The 16,720-nt window shown below is 66.5% G+C and carries 20 protein-coding genes; 14 read left to right on the forward strand and 6 right to left on the reverse strand.

Annotated features, from left to right (window positions below):
* The 3 genes from allB to Q8S38_RS14595 all read right to left on the reverse strand — a co-directional run.
* Window positions 1-1,380, reverse strand: a 1,380-nt coding sequence (gene allB / locus Q8S38_RS14585; protein WP_305681157.1) for an allantoinase AllB, incomplete at its 3' end; no start/stop codon positions are given.
* Between the two features lie 8 nt (window positions 1,381-1,388).
* Complete coding sequence (locus Q8S38_RS14590) at window positions 1,389-2,183, reverse strand: SDR family NAD(P)-dependent oxidoreductase (protein WP_305681158.1); 795 nt, start codon at window positions 2,181-2,183, stop codon at window positions 1,389-1,391.
* A 185-nt stretch (window positions 2,184-2,368) separates the two neighbouring features.
* Window positions 2,369-3,421 (reverse strand): ABC transporter substrate-binding protein, encoded by a 1,053-nt coding sequence (locus Q8S38_RS14595; protein WP_305681159.1) that lies wholly within the window; start codon window positions 3,419-3,421, stop codon window positions 2,369-2,371.
* A gap of 141 nt (window positions 3,422-3,562) precedes the next feature.
* On the opposite strand from Q8S38_RS14595, the gene Q8S38_RS14600 reads away from it, so the two are divergent.
* Entirely contained in the window at window positions 3,563-4,486 is a 924-nt protein-coding gene (locus tag Q8S38_RS14600; RefSeq protein WP_305681160.1) for a LysR family transcriptional regulator, read from the forward strand.
* Here the strand turns inward: Q8S38_RS14600 and Q8S38_RS14605 are convergent.
* The 3 genes from Q8S38_RS14605 to Q8S38_RS14615 form a co-directional block, all read right to left on the reverse strand.
* A complete protein-coding gene (locus tag Q8S38_RS14605) occupies window positions 4,464-5,042 on the reverse strand; it encodes an LOG family protein (protein ID WP_305681161.1) in 579 nt (192 codons plus the stop codon). The two genes, Q8S38_RS14600 and Q8S38_RS14605, sit on opposite strands and share 23 nt — an antisense overlap.
* An 86-nt stretch (window positions 5,043-5,128) precedes the next feature.
* Window positions 5,129-5,752, reverse strand: a complete 624-nt coding sequence (locus tag Q8S38_RS14610) for a YcbK family protein (protein WP_305681162.1) — start codon at window positions 5,750-5,752, stop codon at window positions 5,129-5,131.
* Between the two features lie 2 nt (window positions 5,753-5,754).
* Window positions 5,755-6,045 carry an HdeA/HdeB family chaperone gene (locus Q8S38_RS14615; protein ID WP_305681163.1) on the reverse strand — a complete coding sequence of 97 codons (291 nt, stop codon included), beginning with the start codon at window positions 6,043-6,045 and terminating at the stop codon, window positions 5,755-5,757.
* A 331-nt stretch (window positions 6,046-6,376) separates the two neighbouring features.
* Here Q8S38_RS14615 and Q8S38_RS14620 point away from each other — a divergent pair, with 331 nt between their 5' ends.
* The 13 genes from Q8S38_RS14620 to nuoK all read left to right on the forward strand — a co-directional run bounded on the left by Q8S38_RS14620 (window position 6,377) and on the right by nuoK (window position 16,715).
* Window positions 6,377-6,742, forward strand: a complete 366-nt coding sequence (locus Q8S38_RS14620; protein ID WP_305681329.1) for an NADH-quinone oxidoreductase subunit A — start codon at window positions 6,377-6,379, stop codon at window positions 6,740-6,742.
* A 64-nt stretch (window positions 6,743-6,806) separates the two neighbouring features.
* Window positions 6,807-7,391 (forward strand): NuoB/complex I 20 kDa subunit family protein, encoded by a 585-nt coding sequence (locus Q8S38_RS14625; RefSeq protein ID WP_054141301.1) that lies wholly within the window; start codon window positions 6,807-6,809, stop codon window positions 7,389-7,391.
* A 3-nt stretch (window positions 7,392-7,394) separates the two neighbouring features.
* Window positions 7,395-7,646 (forward strand): hypothetical protein, encoded by a 252-nt coding sequence (locus Q8S38_RS14630; protein WP_305681164.1) that lies wholly within the window; start codon window positions 7,395-7,397, stop codon window positions 7,644-7,646.
* Window positions 7,643-8,248 carry an NADH-quinone oxidoreductase subunit C gene (locus Q8S38_RS14635; protein ID WP_305681165.1) on the forward strand — a complete coding sequence of 202 codons (606 nt, stop codon included), beginning with the start codon at window positions 7,643-7,645 and terminating at the stop codon, window positions 8,246-8,248. The genes Q8S38_RS14630 and Q8S38_RS14635 overlap by 4 nt, the downstream gene beginning before the upstream one ends.
* Window positions 8,249-8,260: 12 nt before the next feature.
* Window positions 8,261-9,451 (forward strand): NADH-quinone oxidoreductase subunit D, encoded by a 1,191-nt coding sequence (locus tag Q8S38_RS14640; RefSeq protein WP_305681166.1) that lies wholly within the window; start codon window positions 8,261-8,263, stop codon window positions 9,449-9,451.
* A complete protein-coding gene (gene nuoE / locus Q8S38_RS14645) occupies window positions 9,451-10,410 on the forward strand; it encodes an NADH-quinone oxidoreductase subunit NuoE (RefSeq protein WP_305681167.1) in 960 nt (319 codons plus the stop codon). The genes Q8S38_RS14640 and nuoE overlap by 1 nt, the downstream gene beginning before the upstream one ends.
* Window positions 10,411-10,419: 9 nt before the next feature.
* The gene (gene nuoF / locus Q8S38_RS14650; RefSeq protein WP_305681168.1) at window positions 10,420-11,724 is read left to right on the forward strand and encodes an NADH-quinone oxidoreductase subunit NuoF; all 1,305 of its coding nucleotides are present in this window, start codon (window positions 10,420-10,422) and stop codon (window positions 11,722-11,724) included.
* A gap of 4 nt (window positions 11,725-11,728) precedes the next feature.
* Window positions 11,729-13,792 carry an NADH-quinone oxidoreductase subunit NuoG gene (nuoG, locus tag Q8S38_RS14655; RefSeq protein ID WP_305681169.1) on the forward strand — a complete coding sequence of 688 codons (2,064 nt, stop codon included), beginning with the start codon at window positions 11,729-11,731 and terminating at the stop codon, window positions 13,790-13,792.
* Window positions 13,793-13,798: 6 nt separating this feature from the next.
* A complete protein-coding gene (nuoH, locus tag Q8S38_RS14660; protein WP_305681170.1) occupies window positions 13,799-14,818 on the forward strand; it encodes an NADH-quinone oxidoreductase subunit NuoH in 1,020 nt (339 codons plus the stop codon).
* The gene (locus tag Q8S38_RS14665) at window positions 14,818-15,057 is read left to right on the forward strand and encodes a hypothetical protein (protein WP_305681171.1); all 240 of its coding nucleotides are present in this window, start codon (window positions 14,818-14,820) and stop codon (window positions 15,055-15,057) included. Before nuoH ends, Q8S38_RS14665 begins: the two co-directional genes overlap by 1 nt.
* A 20-nt stretch (window positions 15,058-15,077) precedes the next feature.
* The gene (gene nuoI / locus Q8S38_RS14670; RefSeq protein WP_054141310.1) at window positions 15,078-15,566 is read left to right on the forward strand and encodes an NADH-quinone oxidoreductase subunit NuoI; all 489 of its coding nucleotides are present in this window, start codon (window positions 15,078-15,080) and stop codon (window positions 15,564-15,566) included.
* Between the two features lie 220 nt (window positions 15,567-15,786).
* Window positions 15,787-16,410: an NADH-quinone oxidoreductase subunit J gene (locus Q8S38_RS14675; protein WP_305681172.1), complete on the forward strand. Its 624-nt coding sequence runs from the start codon at window positions 15,787-15,789 to the stop codon at window positions 16,408-16,410.
* Window positions 16,407-16,715 (forward strand): NADH-quinone oxidoreductase subunit NuoK, encoded by a 309-nt coding sequence (nuoK, locus tag Q8S38_RS14680; protein WP_054141432.1) that lies wholly within the window; start codon window positions 16,407-16,409, stop codon window positions 16,713-16,715. Before Q8S38_RS14675 ends, nuoK begins: the two co-directional genes overlap by 4 nt.
* Window positions 16,716-16,720: the final 5 nt, after the last annotated feature.

Consider the following 16,720-nt stretch of genomic DNA (forward strand, 5'->3'; position numbering starts at 1 on the left):
GGTGGGTGTCGGCATGGCCTGGATGGCGGTGACCTGCCGGCCCCAGCCGCTCGTCTCGGGCACGAGCTGGCGGTCGCGCTGGACGAAGCGGCCGCGCACCAGCGTGTGGACGGGGATGCCGGTGACGGAGACGCCCTCGAAGGGGGTGATCTTGCCGCGCGACTGGAGGGTCTCCGCGCGGATCGTCTCGGTCCGGTTCATGTCGACGACGGCGATGTCGGCTTCCGCGCCAGCCTCGATGCGCCCCTTATGGGGCCAGAGGCCGAAGGCCTTGGCCGGCTTCTCGGCCGAGATGGTGACGTAGTGCTCCAGCGTGATGCGCCCTTTCGAGACCTCGTTCAGCATCAGCGGCATCTGCGTCTCGACGCCGGGGAAGCCGCAATCGGCCTGCCAGATCACGTCCTTGGTCTTTTCCTCGACGGTATGGGGCGCGTGGTCGGTCGCGATCATGTCGACCACGCCCGAGTGCAGCGCCGCCCAGATCGCCTCCGAATCCGAGGCTTCCCGCACCGGCGGGTTGACGCGGATGATCGAGCCGAGCCGCGCATAGTCGCGTGAGTCGAGCAGGAGATAGCAGGGGCAGGTCTCGCCGGTGATCTCGACGCCGCGCGCCTTGGCTTCGGCGAGCGGGCGCAGTTCGGCGGCCGAGGAGATGTGCAGGATGTGGATGCGCGCGCCGGTCCACTCCGCCAGCTCCGCTGCGCGGCTGACGGCTTCAGAGGCGACGATGGCCGGGCGCGCCGCGATATGGGCGAGCGGGTCGTTGCGGCCGGCCTCCATCAGGCGATTCTGGCGCCAGGCCATGATCGAGGCCGTCTCGGCATGGAGCGAGATGCGCAGGCCCGAGGGCGCGATGATCTCGAAGCCCTCCAGCATCGCCCCCGTGGAGGGCGAGGGCAGGTTGCCGAAGGTGTTGCCCATGAAGCATTTGAAGGCGTTGACGCCGCCCTCGATCAGGCCCTGGAGCTCGTCGATATTGTCCTCGGCGAGCAGGCCATAGATGCCGTAGTCGACATGGGCCTTGGCGGCGGCCTCCTGCTTCTGGCGCAGCTCCTTGACCGAGCGCGTCGGCGGATTGGTGTTGGGCATCTCGAAGACGGTGGTGGTGCCGCCCATCGCAGCCGCCGCGCTGCCCGTGCGCCAGTCCTCCTTGTGGGTGTAGCCGGGCTCACGGAAATGGACGTGCACGTCGATGGCGCCGGGCAACAGGAACTGGCCGGACACGTCGACCGTTTCGCGCGCCGCCGGCATCGCGGCCGGCGCGCCGACCAGCGCGATCAGCCCGTCCTTGATCGCGACATCGGCAGGGTAGCGCGTCTGGCCGGTGACGACGGTGCCGCCCGTGAGGACGAGATCGGCGATGAAGGGCGTGTCTGTCACGGCTTCGCTCACAGCATGGCCCAGCCGCCATCGACCGGCAGGTCGACGCCGGTGATCTGGCGGGAGACGTCGGAGGCGAGGAAGAGGCAGGCATTGGCCACGTCCTCATCGGTCGAGACGCGCTTCAGCGCGTAGTCGGCAGCGTGCTTCTCGAAGGCGGCCTCCTCCGAGATGCCAAGGCGCTTGGCCATCTCCGGCACGACCTTGCCGCGGAAGCGCGGCCCGTCGACCATGCCCGGCGCGACGCAGTTGACGTTGATGCCGTAGGGGCCGGCTTCGAGCGCGAAGCTCTTGGTGATGCCGCGCAGGCCCCATTTCGAGGCCGAATAGGCCATGCGCCCGGCCCGGCCGCGCATGCCGAAGGTGCCGCCGACATTGACGATCTTGCCGCCCTTCTGCGCGATCATCGCCGGCAGGCAGGCGCGCATGGTGTTGAAGCAGCCGCGCATGTTGAGATCGACGATCTCGTCGAACTCCTCCTCCGTGGTCTCCCAGCCGGTCTTGCCGATCGGCCCCGAGCCGCCGGCAACGTTGACGAGGATGTCGATGCGCCCGCCGAAGGCCGACAGCGTCCGGGCGATGGCGGCCTCGCAATCGCTGCCCTTGGTGATGTCGCAGGCGATGACGATGGCCTGCGCGCCGTTCGCGCGGATCTCCGCCGCGACGGGCTCGATCGCGGCGATGTCGCGGCCGATCAGGGCGAGCCGGCAGCCCTCGGCGGCGAAGGCCCGGGTGACGGCGGCGCCCATGCCCTTGGCCGGGCCGGTGATGACCGCGACGCGGCCGGTGAGGTTCAGATCCATGCTTATGTTCTCGGCAATCGGGCAGGTGTTCGCGGTGGCTCTTGGGTTTGCTGTCATTCCGGGGCGCCCCGCAGGGGCGAACCCGGAATCCACGGGCGAGGTCGCGGCCGTTTCCGACCCTCAGGGTTCACCCGGTCGTGGGTTCCGGGTGCTCGCTGCGCGAGCCCCGGAATGACGGGTGCGGCTCACCCCAGCTTGGTGATGCGGTCGGCCACCGGCGGCAGGAAGGCGCGGCTGAAGACCTCGTCGGGGGCCGGCACGCGCGGCAGGCTGTCGGCCTCGACGACGATCGCGATCGACTTCTTGAAACGGGCGTCGTCGATGTCGCCGATGCCGATTGTGGCGACCTCGGGATGGCTCATTTCCGAGGCGAGGGTGGCGACCAGGCGCTCCTTCTCGACGACCTTGTTGATCAACGGCTCGCGCTTCGCCACCGCCTCGATCGCGGCGTCGTTGTCCTTCAGCGTGTCCTTCAGGCCGCGGTTGATCGCGCGCAGCAGGCCTTTCAGCGCATTGGGGTTCTCGGTCGCGAGTTTGCGCGAGGCGATCATCGCGTTGGAGTAGAGGTCCATCCCGTAATCGCCGAAATTGATGAAGCGGAAGTCCTTGGTGGGGTCGATGCCGACGAGCTTGGCCGAGAAGGCGATGGTGTTGACGAAGCCAAAGACGCCGTCGACCTGCCCGCGCTGCAGCATCTGCTCGCGCAGATTGGGCTGCATGTTGGTGATGGCGACCTTGGTGGCATCGATGCCGGCGAGCTTGGCGAAGGCCGGGAAGAGCTTGAGCGCGCCGTCATTGGCCGGGCCGCCGAGGGTGCGGCCTTCGAGATCCTTCGGCGTCTTGATCGGCCCATCGGCCTTGACCGCGATGGTGAAGGGCGGGCGGTTGTACAACGCCGCGATCGCCAGCGGCGTCGCGGCGCCGGGCTGGGCCCGGGCGACGAGCTGGATCAGCGCGTTGATGTCGCCGAAGCCGATGTCATAGGAACCCGACGCGACCGCCCCGACCGCCGCACCCGAGCCGTTGCCCTGGTCCATAACGATCTCGAGGCCTTCCTCGCGGAAATAGCCCCGGTCGTCGGCCAGGAAGAACCAGCCCTGCGGGCCCTGGTAGCGCCAGTTCAGGATCATCTTCAGGCGGGTGGGGGCCTGCGCCAGCGCCGGCCGCGGCAGGGCGGAGGCCAGTGCGGCGGCACCGGCCGCGAGGGTGAAACGGCGTCGGCTGATCGCGTGCGTCATGCGAACTCTCCCATCGCGGCCCTGTGCCGCTGCCATGGGAAAATCCTAAGGGAGCTTGACCGGTGCCGTCTTGTGCTGACTTCGTGCAAGATCGGTTCGAAAAACGCATCGCTCGGAGAGCTGCGCCATGAGGAACGCGCCATGAGGCATCTGCGCCTGCTGAACTATATCGACGAGGTCGCGCGGGTGGGCTCGATCCGGAAGGCGGCGGAGCGTCTGAACATCACCGCCTCGGCGCTGAACCGGCGTGTGCAGGACGTCGAGGACGAACTCGGCACCAAGATCTTCGAGCGGCTGCCGCGCGGGGTCAGGCTGAATGCGGCCGGCGAATTGCTGATCCGGCACATCCGCAGCCAGCTCGCCGATATGGGCCGGGTCCGCTCGCAGATCGAGGATTTGTCGGGTTTCCGGCGCGGGACGGTCGCGATCGCCTGCAGCCATGCCCTGGCGCATGATTTCCTGCCGGTCGAGATCGCCTCCTATCGCCGGGCGTTTCCGCTCGTCGAGTTCGACGTGCGCGTCGCCAGCCATGGCGAGGCCCTGCGCGCGCTGGCGGGTTACGAGGTCGATCTCGCCCTGATCTTCCGGCTCGACACCAGCATCGGCTTCCAGATCATCGCGTCAGCCGAGCAGCGCCTCGTCGCGATCATGCGGCAGGAGCATCCGCTCGCGAAGGAGGGCAGCATCCGCCTGCGGGACTGCAGCGGCTACCCCCTGGCGCTGCCCGACCGCAGCTATGGCGGGCGTCAGCTGCTCGACCAGGCCGTCGCCAGGAGCTCATTCAAGCTCGTCCCGGTGATCGAATCGAACTCCTTCGAGTTCCTGCGCAACTATGTCCGGCTGGAGGACGCCATCACCTTCCAGATCGAGATCGGTGCCCCCGCCAGCCTGAAGCATCGCGATGGGCTGATCTCGCGCCCCATCGACGAGCGCGACATCCAGCCGGCCCGCTTCGCGATGGGCCAGCTCCATGGCCGGCCGCTGCCCGTGGCTGCGGCAAAATTCGCCGAGCAACTCGCCGCGCGCCTCGAGACGGGCCGGTCTAGAGCCATTTCGGAACGGTGACGCGCTCGAACTGTGCAAGCCCGTCGAGCAGGGCGGAAGGGTCGGGCGAAACCACGATGCCATCCCGATGCGCGCGCGGCAGGAACTCCTGCGCGATCATATGATCGATGAAGCCGATGAAGGGCTGATAATAGCCCGCCACGTCATAGAGGCCGGCGGGTTTGTCGAGCTCGCCGAGCTGGTTCATGGTCCAGGCCTCCATGAACTCCTCGAGCGTGCCGATGCCGCCGGGCATGGCGATGAAGGCATCGGCGAGCGCCGCCATGCGTTCCTGGCGCTGGCGCAGCGTGGGCACGATCTCGGACAGGGTCAGGGCGGGGTGCAGATGACCGAGGCCGGCGAGGCGCTGGGTGATGACGCCATGCGCCCGTCCGCCGGCCGCCAGCACCGCGTCGGCCACGACACCCATCAGGCCCTTATGCGTGCCGCCATAGACGAGCGTGATGCCGCGCCGGCCGATCTCGCGGCCCAGCGCGCGCGCGGCCAGCGTGTAGGTGTCGCCGAGGCCCGCATTGGAGCCGCAGAACAGGGCGATGGAGGAGATGGAGCGTGTCATGAGCTCAGAAGGGTCGGTCGCCGATGAAATTGCAAGCCCGCTGCCGGGCCCGGAGCGTTGCAGGGAGCCGGCGCCGGAGAGACGCTTCACCAGGGCCGGCGCGGGCCGGTGTCGACATGCAGGATCCCGTTCCAGTAGACCTTGTGCCCACCAACCTCGGGCAGGCTGCGCACCCAGGCCATGACGAGGCTCGGGCGCACGCCCGGCACGCGGAAATCCATCGCCTCGCAACGCCGGTGATAGGACCCGCGCCGGGCCCGCCAGGGCGGCCGCCAGGTCGAGGTGACTTTGACCGATCCGAACTTGTCGGAGATCTTGGCCAGGATCAGCTTGAGCTGCGGCGGCAGGCAGGCGGTCGAGGTTCCGGGGTCGGTCGAGATCCCCGGGCGCTCGGGCTTCTCGTCGGGATCGAAAGCCGGTTCGGCGCCCGCCTTCTGGCCCGGTGTCAGCCGTGGCCATTCGGGCCCCTCGTCCTCGTCAGGCTCCGCAGTCGTCGGCATGGCGGGCTCGGGGGGCGATCCCTCCGCAGCCGGGGCGGGCGGCGGCGCCACCACAATGGGCGGCAGCATCGGGCTGGACGGCAGGTCGAGATCGAAAGGGCGCTGCGGCGGCAAGGGCGCGCGCATCGTCTGGCCGTCCTGCGCTGCGGCGGCGACGTTCAGGACGCAGGCAAGCACCAGGGCGCAGCCCGCGAAAGAGGCCAGCCGCATGATCAGGGTGTCGGAGCTTGGATGAAGACGGCCCGCGTCTCGGCGCTGACCAGCGCGAGCTGCGGCGATTTCGAGCACAGCTCGGTGAGCGCGGCGGGCGCCGCGGTGATCTTGTCGAGATCCAGCAGCGGCCGCATCGCGCTCCCGGCAAAATAACCCGCCAGCCATAGCGAGAGCTGGGTCTTGTCGGTTTCGTTCATGGCGGCGAAGTCGGAGCAGCTGGCCCGTGTGAGATCGAGGGCTTCGGCGCGTGCGCTCGGTGTCAGCCACAACGACGCGACCAGGAGCAGCATCGCGGTCGGCAGGGGCCTCACAGGCGCGGTCATGCTGCGTCCTTTTTGGAAGGGTCGGCGAACGCCGCGGCGAATCGGGTCGGCACGACTGTGTCGTGCCGCATCATAATCTGCCAGTCAGAAGCCAGCGCTATACGGCGAAAATCCGGCAGGGCGGGGGGCGAAGAGGCAGTCCGTCTCGAAAAAATGCGCGACTTGCACGAGGATCAACCCAGTTGCGCGATTGTGCGGCGCGGCAGAGTCTTGCTTCATTCTAATGCAGGGTCTAATCGACAGCGGCGGTACAACGCCGCGTCCGTTTGAAGCGGGATCGACCATGCAAGCCCTTCAAGTGCCGTCCCTGCTGAACGACTATCTGCCGCTGGTCATTTTCATCGGCGTGTCCGCGTTCATCGGCCTGGCGCTGCTGATCGCGCCTTTTGCGATTGCCTATTCGAAGCCCGATCCCGAGAAGCTTTCGGCCTATGAATGCGGCTTCAACGCCTTCGACGATGCGCGCATGAAGTTCGACGTCCGCTTCTATCTGGTGGCGATTTTGTTCATCATCTTCGATCTCGAGGTCGCCTTCCTGTTCCCCTGGGCGGTCGCTTTCGGAGGCCTCGGCTGGTATGGTTTTGGGTCGATGATGATCTTCTTGGGCGTGCTGACCGTCGGCTTCGTCTATGAGTGGCGCAAGGGTGCGCTGGAGTGGGACTAACTGTCATCTCGCAGGCGCACAGCGCGCCGCCTACCTGACAGTCACGGTTCACAAGGATACGAGAATGGCAACAACAGCGATCGACCGCGGCGATCCGCTCGTCGCGCCTGCGCCGAAGGGCCTGCTCGGGCCTGACGGTCTGCCTGTCGGCCAGCGCGATCCGTTCTTCACCGCGATCAACAGCGAACTGGCCGACAAGGGCTTTCTGGTCACGGCCACCGACGACCTGATCAACTGGTCGCGCACCGGCTCGCTGATGTGGATGACCTTCGGGCTCGCCTGCTGCGCCGTCGAGATGATGCAGCTGTCGATGCCGCGCTATGACGTCGAGCGCTTCGGCTTCGCGCCGCGCGCGTCTCCCCGCCAGTCCGACGTGATGATCGTGGCGGGCACGCTGACCAACAAGATGGCGCCGGCGCTGCGCAAGGTCTACGACCAGATGCCCGAGCCGCGCTACGTCATCTCGATGGGCTCCTGCGCCAATGGCGGCGGCTACTACCATTACAGCTACTCGGTGGTGCGCGGCTGCGACCGCATCGTGCCGATCGACATCTATGTGCCGGGCTGCCCGCCGACGGCCGAAGCGCTGCTCTACGGCGTGCTGCTGCTGCAGAAGAAGATCCGCCGCACCGGCACGATCGAGAGGTAGGCCATGGCTGAGCCCGTCGATATGATCATGCCAATGCTGCGCGACATGCGGGCCGACATTCTGGCGCGGCTCGACCAGCACTCGACCCGCTTCGATCTCGTGGACAGACGTTTGACGAAGATCGAAGGGCATATCGAGTCCTCCCGGCATGCTCTGACGGCGGACACGTTGATGAGCAAACTCGTCACCGGTGAATTCGAGGAGCGGATCGAAGCTCTCGAAGCCAAGGTTCGCGAGCTGGAGACGCACAAATGAGCGAAGCGCTCGTACAACTCGGCGAAGAGATCAAGGCGGCGCTTCCGGGCGCGGTTACCGAAGCCGTCGTCGCCTTCGACGAACTGACGGTCCATGCCGAGGCGGCCTCGATCGTCGAGGTGATGAAGACGCTCTCGGGCGACCGCCGCTTCCGCTTCGTCAACTTCACCGACATCGCCGGCGCGGACTATCCCGGGCGCGAGAAGCGCTTCGACGTCGTCTACCATCTGCTGGCGCCCTATTCGAACCACCGCATCCGCGTGAAGGTCCAGACCGACGAGGCGACGCCCGTCCCCTCGATCATCGAGGTTTTCCCGGCCGCGAACTGGTACGAGCGCGAGGCCTATGATTTCTACGGCATCCTTTTCTCGGGCCACCCAGACCTGCGCCGCATCCTCACCGATTACGGTTTCGAGGGCTATCCGCTGCGCAAGGACTTCCCGCTGACCGGCTATGTCGAGGTCCGCTATGACGACGAGCAGAAGCGCGTCGTCTACGAGCCGGTGAAGCTCAACCAGGAATTCCGCAACTTCGATTTTCTCTCGCCCTGGGAAGGCACGGACTACGTCCTGCCGGGCGATGAAAAAGCGAAGACGGCGTGATCGGAGCCGGCCATGTCAGAGCATAACATCCGGAACTTCTCGATCAATTTCGGCCCGCAGCACCCTGCGGCGCACGGCGTGCTGCGCCTCGTGCTGGAACTCGACGGCGAGATCGTCGAGCGTGTCGATCCCCATATCGGCCTGCTGCATCGCGGCACCGAGAAACTGATCGAGGCCAAGACCTATCTCCAGGCGCTGCCCTATTTCGACCGGCTCGACTATGTCGCGCCGATGAACCAGGAGCATGCCTACTGCCTGGCGGTCGAGAAGCTGATGGGCGTCACTGTTCCGCGCCGCGGCCAGCTGATCCGCGTGCTCTACTCCGAGATCGGCCGCATCCTCTCGCATATCCTCAACGTCACCACGCAGGCGATGGACGTCGGTGCGTTGACGCCCCCGCTCTGGGGGTTCGAGGAGCGCGAGAAGCTGATGATCTTCTACGAGCGCGCCTCCGGCTCGCGCATGCATGCCGCCTATTTCCGGCCCGGCGGCGTCCATCAGGACCTGCCGCCCTCGCTGATCCACGACATCGCCGACTGGTGCGATCCGTTCCTGCAGGTCTGCGACGACCTCGAGACCTTGCTCACCGACAACCGGATCTTCAAGCAGCGCAATGTCGACATCGGCGTCGTCGATCTCGACACCTGCTGGAAATGGGGTTTCTCGGGCGTGATGGTGCGCGGTTCCGGCGCTGCCTGGGATCTGCGCAAGTCGCAGCCCTATGAATGCTATGACGAGATGGAATTCGACATTCCGATCGGCAAGAACGGCGACTGCTACGACCGCTACTGCATCCGCATGGAAGAGATGCGCCAGTCGGTGCGGATCATGAAGCAGTGCTGCGAGAAGCTTCTGTCCGCCGATGGCGGCGGGCGGGTGTCTTCGCTCGACGGCAAGATGGTGCCGCCCAAGCGCGGCGAGATGAAGCGCTCGATGGAAGGGCTGATCCACCACTTCAAGCTCTACACCGAGGGCTTCAAGGTGCCCGAGGGCGAGGTCTACGCTGCGGTGGAGGCGCCGAAGGGGGAGTTCGGCGTCTACCTCGTCGCCGACGGCACCAACAAGCCCTACCGCCTCAAGATCAAGGCGCCGGGCTTCGCCCATCTCCAGGCCATGGATTTCATGTGCCGCAAGCACATGCTCGCCGACGTCTCCGCGATCCTCGGTTCCCTCGATATCGTCTTTGGTGAAGTTGACCGCTGATGTCCGTCCGTCGTCTCGCCCCCGATCACGTCCAGCCCGCTTCCTTCGCCTTCGACGCGGCGAACGAGAACTGGGCCGACCAGCAGATCGCCAAATATCCGGAAGGCCGCCAGGCCTCGGCCGTGATCCCGCTCTTGTGGAAGGCGCAGGAGCAGCATGATGGCTGGGTGCCGCGCGCCGCCATCGAGGCGGTCGCGCGCAAGCTCGGCATGGCGCCGATGCGCGTCATGGAGATCGCGACCTTCTACACGATGTTCAACCTGCAGCCGGTGGGCGCGCATTTCGTCCAGCTCTGCGGCACCACGCCCTGCGCGCTGCGCGGCGCCGAGGCGCTGAAGAAGGTCTGCCAGGACGTGATCGGCCCGCAATCGACGGTCAGCGCCGACGGCAAGCTCTCCTGGCTCGAGGTCGAATGCCTCGGCGCCTGCTGCAACGCCCCGATGGCGCAGATCAACTTCGACTATTACGAGGATCTGACGCCGGAGAACTTCAAGGCCCTGCTCGAGGATCTGCGCCACGGCCGCCCGGTCAAGACGGGTTCGCAGATCGGCCGCTCCGGCTCCGAGCCGTTCGGCGGCGGCGAGACCCTGAAGGACCCGGCCCTGTATGACGGCACGATGATCGGCGCCGGCGACTGGCAGACGCGCGTCACCGAGCAGCGCAAGGCCGCCGCCGAAGCCGCCGCCGCCAAGGCCGCGGCCGAAGCGGAAGCCAAGAAGGCCGAGGCACCAAAGCCCGACGCGCCCAAGCCCGACGCTCCGAAGACCGATGCGACGCCCGCAGCGGCGACGAAACCGGCGACGGAGACGGCGGCAGCGGGGCGCCCCAAGCCCTCGGAGCCGGACCAGCCCACGGGCGCCGCCAACGATACGCCCGCCGCCAATGGCAAGGTCGATGCGAAGTCCGCCGCGGAATCGGTCAAGCCGGCCGACGCCCCCGCCGACAAGCCGGTGAAGTGAGGTAAGACGATGCTCGCCGACCGCGACCGGATTTTCACCAATCTCTACGGCCTTCACGACCTGTCGCTGAAGGGCGCCATGGCGCGTGGCGCGTGGGACGGCACCAAGTTCCTGCTTGAGCAGGGCCGCGACTGGATCATCGACGAGATGAAGAAGTCCGGCCTGCGTGGTCGCGGCGGCGCCGGCTTCCCGACCGGCCTGAAATGGTCGTTCATGCCCAAGCAGAACGACGGGCGCCCGCACTACCTCGTCGTCAACGCCGACGAGTCGGAGCCCGGCACCTGCAAGGATCGCGAGATCATGCGCAACGACCCGCATACGCTGGTCGAGGGCTGCCTGATCGCCTCCTTCGCGATGGGGGCGCACGCCGCCTATATCTACATCCGCGGCGAATACATCCGCGAGCGCGAGGCGCTGCAGCGCGCCGTCGACGAGGCCTATGCCGCTAAGCTCATCGGCAAGGACAACGTCCACGGCTATCCCTTTGATCTCTATGTGCATCACGGCGCCGGTGCCTATATCTGCGGCGAGGAGACGGCCCTGCTCGAAAGCCTCGAGGGCAAGAAGGGCATGCCGCGGATGAAGCCGCCATTCCCGGCCAATGTCGGCTTGTATGGCTGCCCGACCACGGTCAACAACGTCGAGTCGATCGCGGTGGCGCCAACCATCCTGCGCCGCGGCGCGAGCTGGTTCTCCTCGCTCGGAAACCCCAACAATGTCGGCACCAAGCTGTTCTGCATCTCGGGCCATGTGAACAAGCCCTGCAATGTCGAGGAGGTGATGGGCATCACCTTCCGCGAGCTGATCGACCGGCATTGCGGCGGCGTCCGTGGCGGCTGGGACAATCTCAAGGCGGTCATCCCGGGCGGCTCCTCGGTGCGGATGGTGCCGGCCGAGCAGATCATCGACACGCCGATGGATTTCGACTCTCTCTCCAAGCTGAAATCGGGCCTCGGCACCGCGGCCGTGATCGTCATGGACAAGTCCACGGACGTCATCCGCGCCATCGCCCGCCTCAGCCATTTCTACAAGCATGAGAGCTGCGGCCAGTGCACGCCCTGCCGCGAGGGCACCGGCTGGATGTGGCGCGTCATGGAGCGCATGGTCGAGGGCCGCGCCCAGAAGCGCGAGATCGACATGCTGCTCGACGTCACCAAGCAGATCGAAGGCCACACCATCTGCGCACTGGGCGATGCCGCCGCCTGGCCGATCCAGGGCCTGATCGCGCATTTCCGTCACGAGATCGAGCAGCGCATCGACGACTATGCCGCCAACCCGCACAGCGAGCCCGTGCGCATGATGGCGGCGGAGTGAGAGCATGACCAAACTCATCATCGACGGCATCGAGGTCGACGTCCCCGCCGAATACACGGTCCTGCAGGCCTGCGAGGCGGCGGGCGCCGAGGTGCCGCGCTTCTGCTTCCATGAGCGGCTCTCCATCGCCGGCAATTGCCGCATGTGCCTCGTCGAGGTGAAGGGCGGCCCGCCGAAGCCGCAGGCCTCCTGCGCCATCGGCGTGCGCGATCTGCGCCCCGGCCCCAATGGCGAGCCGCCGGTCGTCTCGACCAAGTCGCCCATGGTCAAGAAGGCGCGCGAGGGGGTGATGGAGTTCCTCCTCATCAACCACCCGCTGGATTGCCCGATCTGCGACCAGGGCGGCGAGTGCGACCTGCAGGACCAGGCGATGGCCTATGGCGTCGACACATCGCGCTATGCCGAGAACAAGCGCGCGGTCGAGGACAAGTATATCGGCCCGCTGGTGAAGACCTCGATGACGCGCTGCATCCAGTGCACGCGCTGCGTCCGCTTCACCACGGAAGTCGCCGGCGGCCAGGATCTCGGCGCCATCGGCCGCGGCGAGGACATGGAGATCACCACCTATCTCGAGCAGGCGATGACCTCGGAGCTCCAGGGCAACGTCGTCGATCTCTGCCCGGTCGGCGCGCTGACCTCGAAGCCCTACCAGAACAAGGCCCGGCCCTGGGAGCTGACCAAGACGCAGTCGATCGACGTAATGGACGCTGTCGGCTCGGCCATCCGCGTCGATTCCCGTGGCAAGGAGGTCATGCGCATCCTGCCCCGCCTCAACGAGGCGGTGAACGAGGAGTGGATCTCCGACAAGACCCGCCACATCGTCGATGGCCTGCGCACGCAGCGTCTCGACCGGCCCTATATCCGCCAGAACGGTGCTCTGCGTCCGGCCACCTGGGCCGAGGCCTTCGCGCTGATCGCGCAGAAGGTGAAGGCGGCGGCGCCTCAGAAGATCGGCGCGATCGCCGGCGATCTCGCCGCTGTCGAAGAGATGTTCGCGCTCCAGAGCCTGATGGCCGCGCTCGGCAGCGCCAATCTCGACTGTCGTCAGGATGGCACAAAGCTGCATCCGAAGTTCGGCCGCGCCAGCTACATCCTCAATGCCGGCATCGCCGGGATCGAGCAGGCCGATGCACTGATGATCATCGGCGCCAATCCGCGCAAGGAGGCGCCGATCCTGAACGCGCGCATCCGCAAGCGCTGGCTGCGCGGCGATTTCACGCTCGGCCTGATCGGCGAGAAGGTCGATCTGACCTATGACTACGCTCATCTGGGCGCAGGGCCGGACACGCTCGCCGGTTTCGGCGACCATGCCCCGGCCAATCGGCAGAAGCCGATGCTGCTGATCGGGCAGGGCGCTTTGGCCCGTCCCGATGGCGAGGCCATCCTGGCCATGGCTGCCAAGGCGGCCCATGCGCTCGGCGTCGTCAAGGACGGCTGGAACGGTTTTGGCGTGCTGCACACGGCGGCCTCGCGCGTCGGCGGGCTCGATCTCGGCTTCGTGCCGGGCGAAGGCGGCCTCGACGTCGCCGGCATGCTCGCGCCGGGTGCGCTCGACGTGCTGTTCCTGCTCGGCGCCGACGAGATCGAGGTGCCGGCAGGCGCCTTCGTGGTCTATCAAGGCACGCATGGCGACAAGGGCGCGCATCGCGCCGACGTCATCCTGCCGGGCTCGGCCTACACCGAGAAATCCGGCACCTACGTCAACACCGAAGGCCGCGTGCAGATGACCGACCGCGCCACCTTCCCGCCGGGCGACGCCCGCGAGGACTGGGCGATCCTGCGGGCGCTCTCTGCCGCTCTGGCTAAGACGCTGCCCTTCGACTCGCTGGCCGGCCTGCGCAAGGCGCTCTACGCGGCGCACCCGCATTTCGCCGCGCTCGACCGGCTCGATCCGGCGGACGCCTCGGGGCTCGGCACGCTCGCCGATCTCGGCGGCAAGGCCGAAAAGACCGGCTTCGTCTCGCCGGTTGCCGATTTCTACCAGACCAACCCGATCGCGCGCGCTTCCGCCGTGATGGCCGAATGTTCGGCACTGGCTTCGGGCCGGTTGCAGCAGGCGGCGGAGTAAGCGGCCATGAACTGGGACCTCGTTCTCGATCTCGCGATCATGCTGGGCAAGAGCTTCCTGCTCATCGCCTGCCTGCTGGTCTTCATCGCCTATATCCTGCTGGCCGATCGCAAGATCTGGGCGGCGGTGCAGTTGCGGCGCGGCCCCAACGTGGTCGGGCCCTTCGGCCTGTTCCAGAGCTTCGCCGATCTGCTGAAATTCGCCTTCAAGGAGCCGATCATCCCGTCGGGCGCCAACAAGGGCGTCTTCCTGCTGGCGCCGCTGGTCACCTGCCTGCTGGCGCTGTCGGCCTGGGCGGTGATCCCGGTCGCCGAAGGCTGGGCGATCGCCGACATCAATGTCGGTATCCTCTATGTGCTCGCGATCTCGTCGCTCGGCATCTACGGCATCATCATGGCCGGCTGGGCCTCGAACTCGAAATACCCCTTCATGGGCGCGCTGCGCTCGGCGGCGCAGATGGTGTCCTACGAGGTCTCGATCGGCTTCGTCATCATCACCGTCCTGCTCTGCGTGGGCTCGCTGAACCTCTCGGCCATCGTTGAGGCGCAGAACACCAAGGTCGGCCTGTTCGGCTGGTACTGGCTGCCGCTGTTCCCGATGTTCGTGATCTTCTTCATCTCGGCGCTGGCCGAGACGAACCGGCCGCCCTTCGATCTGCCGGAGGCGGAATCGGAGCTCGTGGCCGGCTACATGGTCGAATACTCGTCGACCCCGTATCTGCTGTTCATGCTCGGCGAATACGTGGCGATCATGACCATGTGCGCCATGATGGTGATCCTGTTCCTTGGAGGCTGGCTGCCGCCGTTCCCGATCGCGCCCTTCACCTGGGTGCCGGGCGTCATCTGGTTCATGCTCAAGGTCTGCGCGGTCTTCTTCATGTTCGCGATGGTGAAGGCCTTCGTGCCGCGCTACCGCTACGACCAGCTGATGCGGCTGGGCTGGAAGGTCTTCCTGCCGCTCTCGCTGGTCTCGGTCGTGGTCGTGGCGTTCGTGCTGCAGCTCACGGGCTGGGGCCCGGCGCGCTGATGACGGTCTCGGCCGGCCTGATCGGCGCGCTGATCGGGCTGGTGCTGGGGATCGTGGAATACAGGATCGTGTCGGGGCTGCTCATCGGGGCGCTGCGCCGAACCGATCGATCGCAGACGCAGGCCGAGCGCGACGACTACGAGCGTCGCATCGGCTTCGTCAGGGCGGCGCTGGTGGTGTTGATGATCGGCGTCACGCCGGTGCTGGGTTATCTCATCGGCCAGACGGTGTTTGGCTGAGTTGGAAGGACAGGAAGGCGATGTCGCTCGCACAAGCCGCCAAGGGCCTGCTGCTGAAGGAGTTCGTCGGCGCGTTCGCGCTGTCGATGCGCTATTTCTTCAAGCCGAAGGCGACCTTGAACTACCCCTTCGAGAAGGGGCAGCTCAGCCCGCGCTTCCGCGGCGAGCACGCGCTGCGCCGCTATCCCAACGGGGAAGAGCGCTGCATCGCCTGCAAGCTCTGCGAGGCGATCTGCCCGGCGCAGGCCATCACCATCGAAGCCGGCCCGCGGCGCAACGACGGCACGCGCCGCACCACGCGCTACGACATCGACATGACGAAGTGCATCTATTGCGGCTTCTGCCAGGAGGCCTGCCCGGTCGACGCCATCGTCGAGGGGCCGAACTTCGAATTCGCGACAGAGACGCGCGAGGAGCTGTTCTACGACAAGGACCGGCTGCTCGCGAACGGCGCCCGCTGGGAACGCGAGATCGCGCGCAACATCGCGATGGATGCGCCGTATCGGTGACGACATGCGTCATTCTCGGGCGAAGCGCAGCGCAGACCCGAGAATCTCTGGCAGGAGATGCTCGGGTCAAGCCTGAGCATGACGGAATGAGACCAAGTCAGGCCCGCCGCGCGGTTGTGACCCGTGACGGCCCTGACTATACGCTTCCAACGGCGTCCGGCGAGAGTCGGGCGCAGGTGAACACGAGAGCCGCCCCCGACGGGCGGAAAGGCTGACCGAGATGAATGCCGCAGCGGCTTTCTTCTATCTGTTCGCAGGCATCACAGTCGCTTCGGCGTTCATGGTGGTGACATCGCGCAACCCCGTTCACTCGGTGCTCTTCCTGATCCTGGCCTTCGTCAACGCGGCGGGCCTGTTCCTGCTGCTCGGGGCCGAGTTCCTGGCGATGCTGCTGATCGTCGTCTATGTCGGCGCGGTCGCGGTTCTCTTCCTCTTCGTGGTGATGATGCTCGACGTCGATTTCGCCGAGTTCCGCCAGGGCTTCCTGAACTACCTGCCGATCGGGGCGCTGATCGGGCTGATCTTCGCGGTCGAATTGCTGCTGGTCGTCGGCGCCTGGGTCATCGACCCGCAGATCGTCAGGGCGCCGGTGGCCGCCATTCCCGCCGGCATCACCAACACCGAGGCGATCGGGCGGGTGCTCTACACGCAGTATGTCTACTACTTCCAGGCGGCCGGCCTCGTGCTGCTGGTAGCCATGATCGGCGCGATCGTGCTGACCCTGCGCGAGCGCCCCGGCGTCAAGCGCCAGGACATCGCGCAGCAGAACGCCCGCACCAAGGCGACCGCGATGGATGTCAAGCAGGTGGCGTCGGGCGCCGCGCTGCCGGAGGAGACCGTCTGATGATCGGGCTTGGCCATTACCTCGCCGTCGGCGCGATCCTGTTCACGCTCGGCGTGCTCGGCATCTTCCTGAACCGCAAGAACGTCATCGTCATCCTGATGTCGGTCGAGCTGATCCTGCTCGCGGTCAACCTGAACTTCGTCGCCTTCTCGAGCTTCCTGAACGACATCGTCGGGCAGATCTTCGCGCTGCTGGTGCTGACGGTCGCCGCGGCCGAGGCCGCCATCGGGCTCGCCATTCTCGTCGTCTACTTCCGCAACCGCGGCACGATCGCGGTGGAAGACATCAACATGATGAAAGGCTGAGGCGC

The sequence above is a fragment of the Allobosea sp. genome, assembly GCF_030695125.1.
Lineage (GTDB): Bacteria > Pseudomonadota > Alphaproteobacteria > Rhizobiales > Beijerinckiaceae > Allobosea.

What these genes read in the sequence shown, in the direction of transcription:
- Q8S38_RS14590 (WP_305681158.1), bottom strand. Translation starts at nt 2,183, where the DNA reads ATGGATCTGAACCTCACCGGCCGCGTCGCGGTCATCACCGGCCCGGCC.
- Q8S38_RS14595 (WP_305681159.1), bottom strand. Translation starts at nt 3,421, where the DNA reads ATGACGCACGCGATCAGCCGACGCCGTTTCACCCTCGCGGCCGGTGCC.
- Q8S38_RS14600 (WP_305681160.1), top strand. Translation starts at nt 3,563, where the DNA reads ATGAGGCATCTGCGCCTGCTGAACTATATCGACGAGGTCGCGCGGGTG.
- Q8S38_RS14605 (WP_305681161.1), bottom strand. Translation starts at nt 5,042, where the DNA reads ATGACACGCTCCATCTCCTCCATCGCCCTGTTCTGCGGCTCCAATGCG.
- Q8S38_RS14610 (WP_305681162.1), bottom strand. Translation starts at nt 5,752, where the DNA reads ATGCGGCTGGCCTCTTTCGCGGGCTGCGCCCTGGTGCTTGCCTGCGTC.
- Q8S38_RS14615 (WP_305681163.1), bottom strand. Translation starts at nt 6,045, where the DNA reads ATGCTGCTCCTGGTCGCGTCGTTGTGGCTGACACCGAGCGCACGCGCC.
- Q8S38_RS14625 (WP_054141301.1), top strand. Translation starts at nt 6,807, where the DNA reads ATGGCAACAACAGCGATCGACCGCGGCGATCCGCTCGTCGCGCCTGCG.
- Q8S38_RS14630 (WP_305681164.1), top strand. Translation starts at nt 7,395, where the DNA reads ATGGCTGAGCCCGTCGATATGATCATGCCAATGCTGCGCGACATGCGG.
- Q8S38_RS14635 (WP_305681165.1), top strand. Translation starts at nt 7,643, where the DNA reads ATGAGCGAAGCGCTCGTACAACTCGGCGAAGAGATCAAGGCGGCGCTT.
- Q8S38_RS14640 (WP_305681166.1), top strand. Translation starts at nt 8,261, where the DNA reads ATGTCAGAGCATAACATCCGGAACTTCTCGATCAATTTCGGCCCGCAG.
- nuoE (WP_305681167.1), top strand. Translation starts at nt 9,451, where the DNA reads ATGTCCGTCCGTCGTCTCGCCCCCGATCACGTCCAGCCCGCTTCCTTC.
- nuoF (WP_305681168.1), top strand. Translation starts at nt 10,420, where the DNA reads ATGCTCGCCGACCGCGACCGGATTTTCACCAATCTCTACGGCCTTCAC.
- nuoG (WP_305681169.1), top strand. Translation starts at nt 11,729, where the DNA reads ATGACCAAACTCATCATCGACGGCATCGAGGTCGACGTCCCCGCCGAA.
- nuoH (WP_305681170.1), top strand. Translation starts at nt 13,799, where the DNA reads ATGAACTGGGACCTCGTTCTCGATCTCGCGATCATGCTGGGCAAGAGC.
- Q8S38_RS14665 (WP_305681171.1), top strand. Translation starts at nt 14,818, where the DNA reads ATGACGGTCTCGGCCGGCCTGATCGGCGCGCTGATCGGGCTGGTGCTG.
- nuoI (WP_054141310.1), top strand. Translation starts at nt 15,078, where the DNA reads ATGTCGCTCGCACAAGCCGCCAAGGGCCTGCTGCTGAAGGAGTTCGTC.
- Q8S38_RS14675 (WP_305681172.1), top strand. Translation starts at nt 15,787, where the DNA reads ATGAATGCCGCAGCGGCTTTCTTCTATCTGTTCGCAGGCATCACAGTC.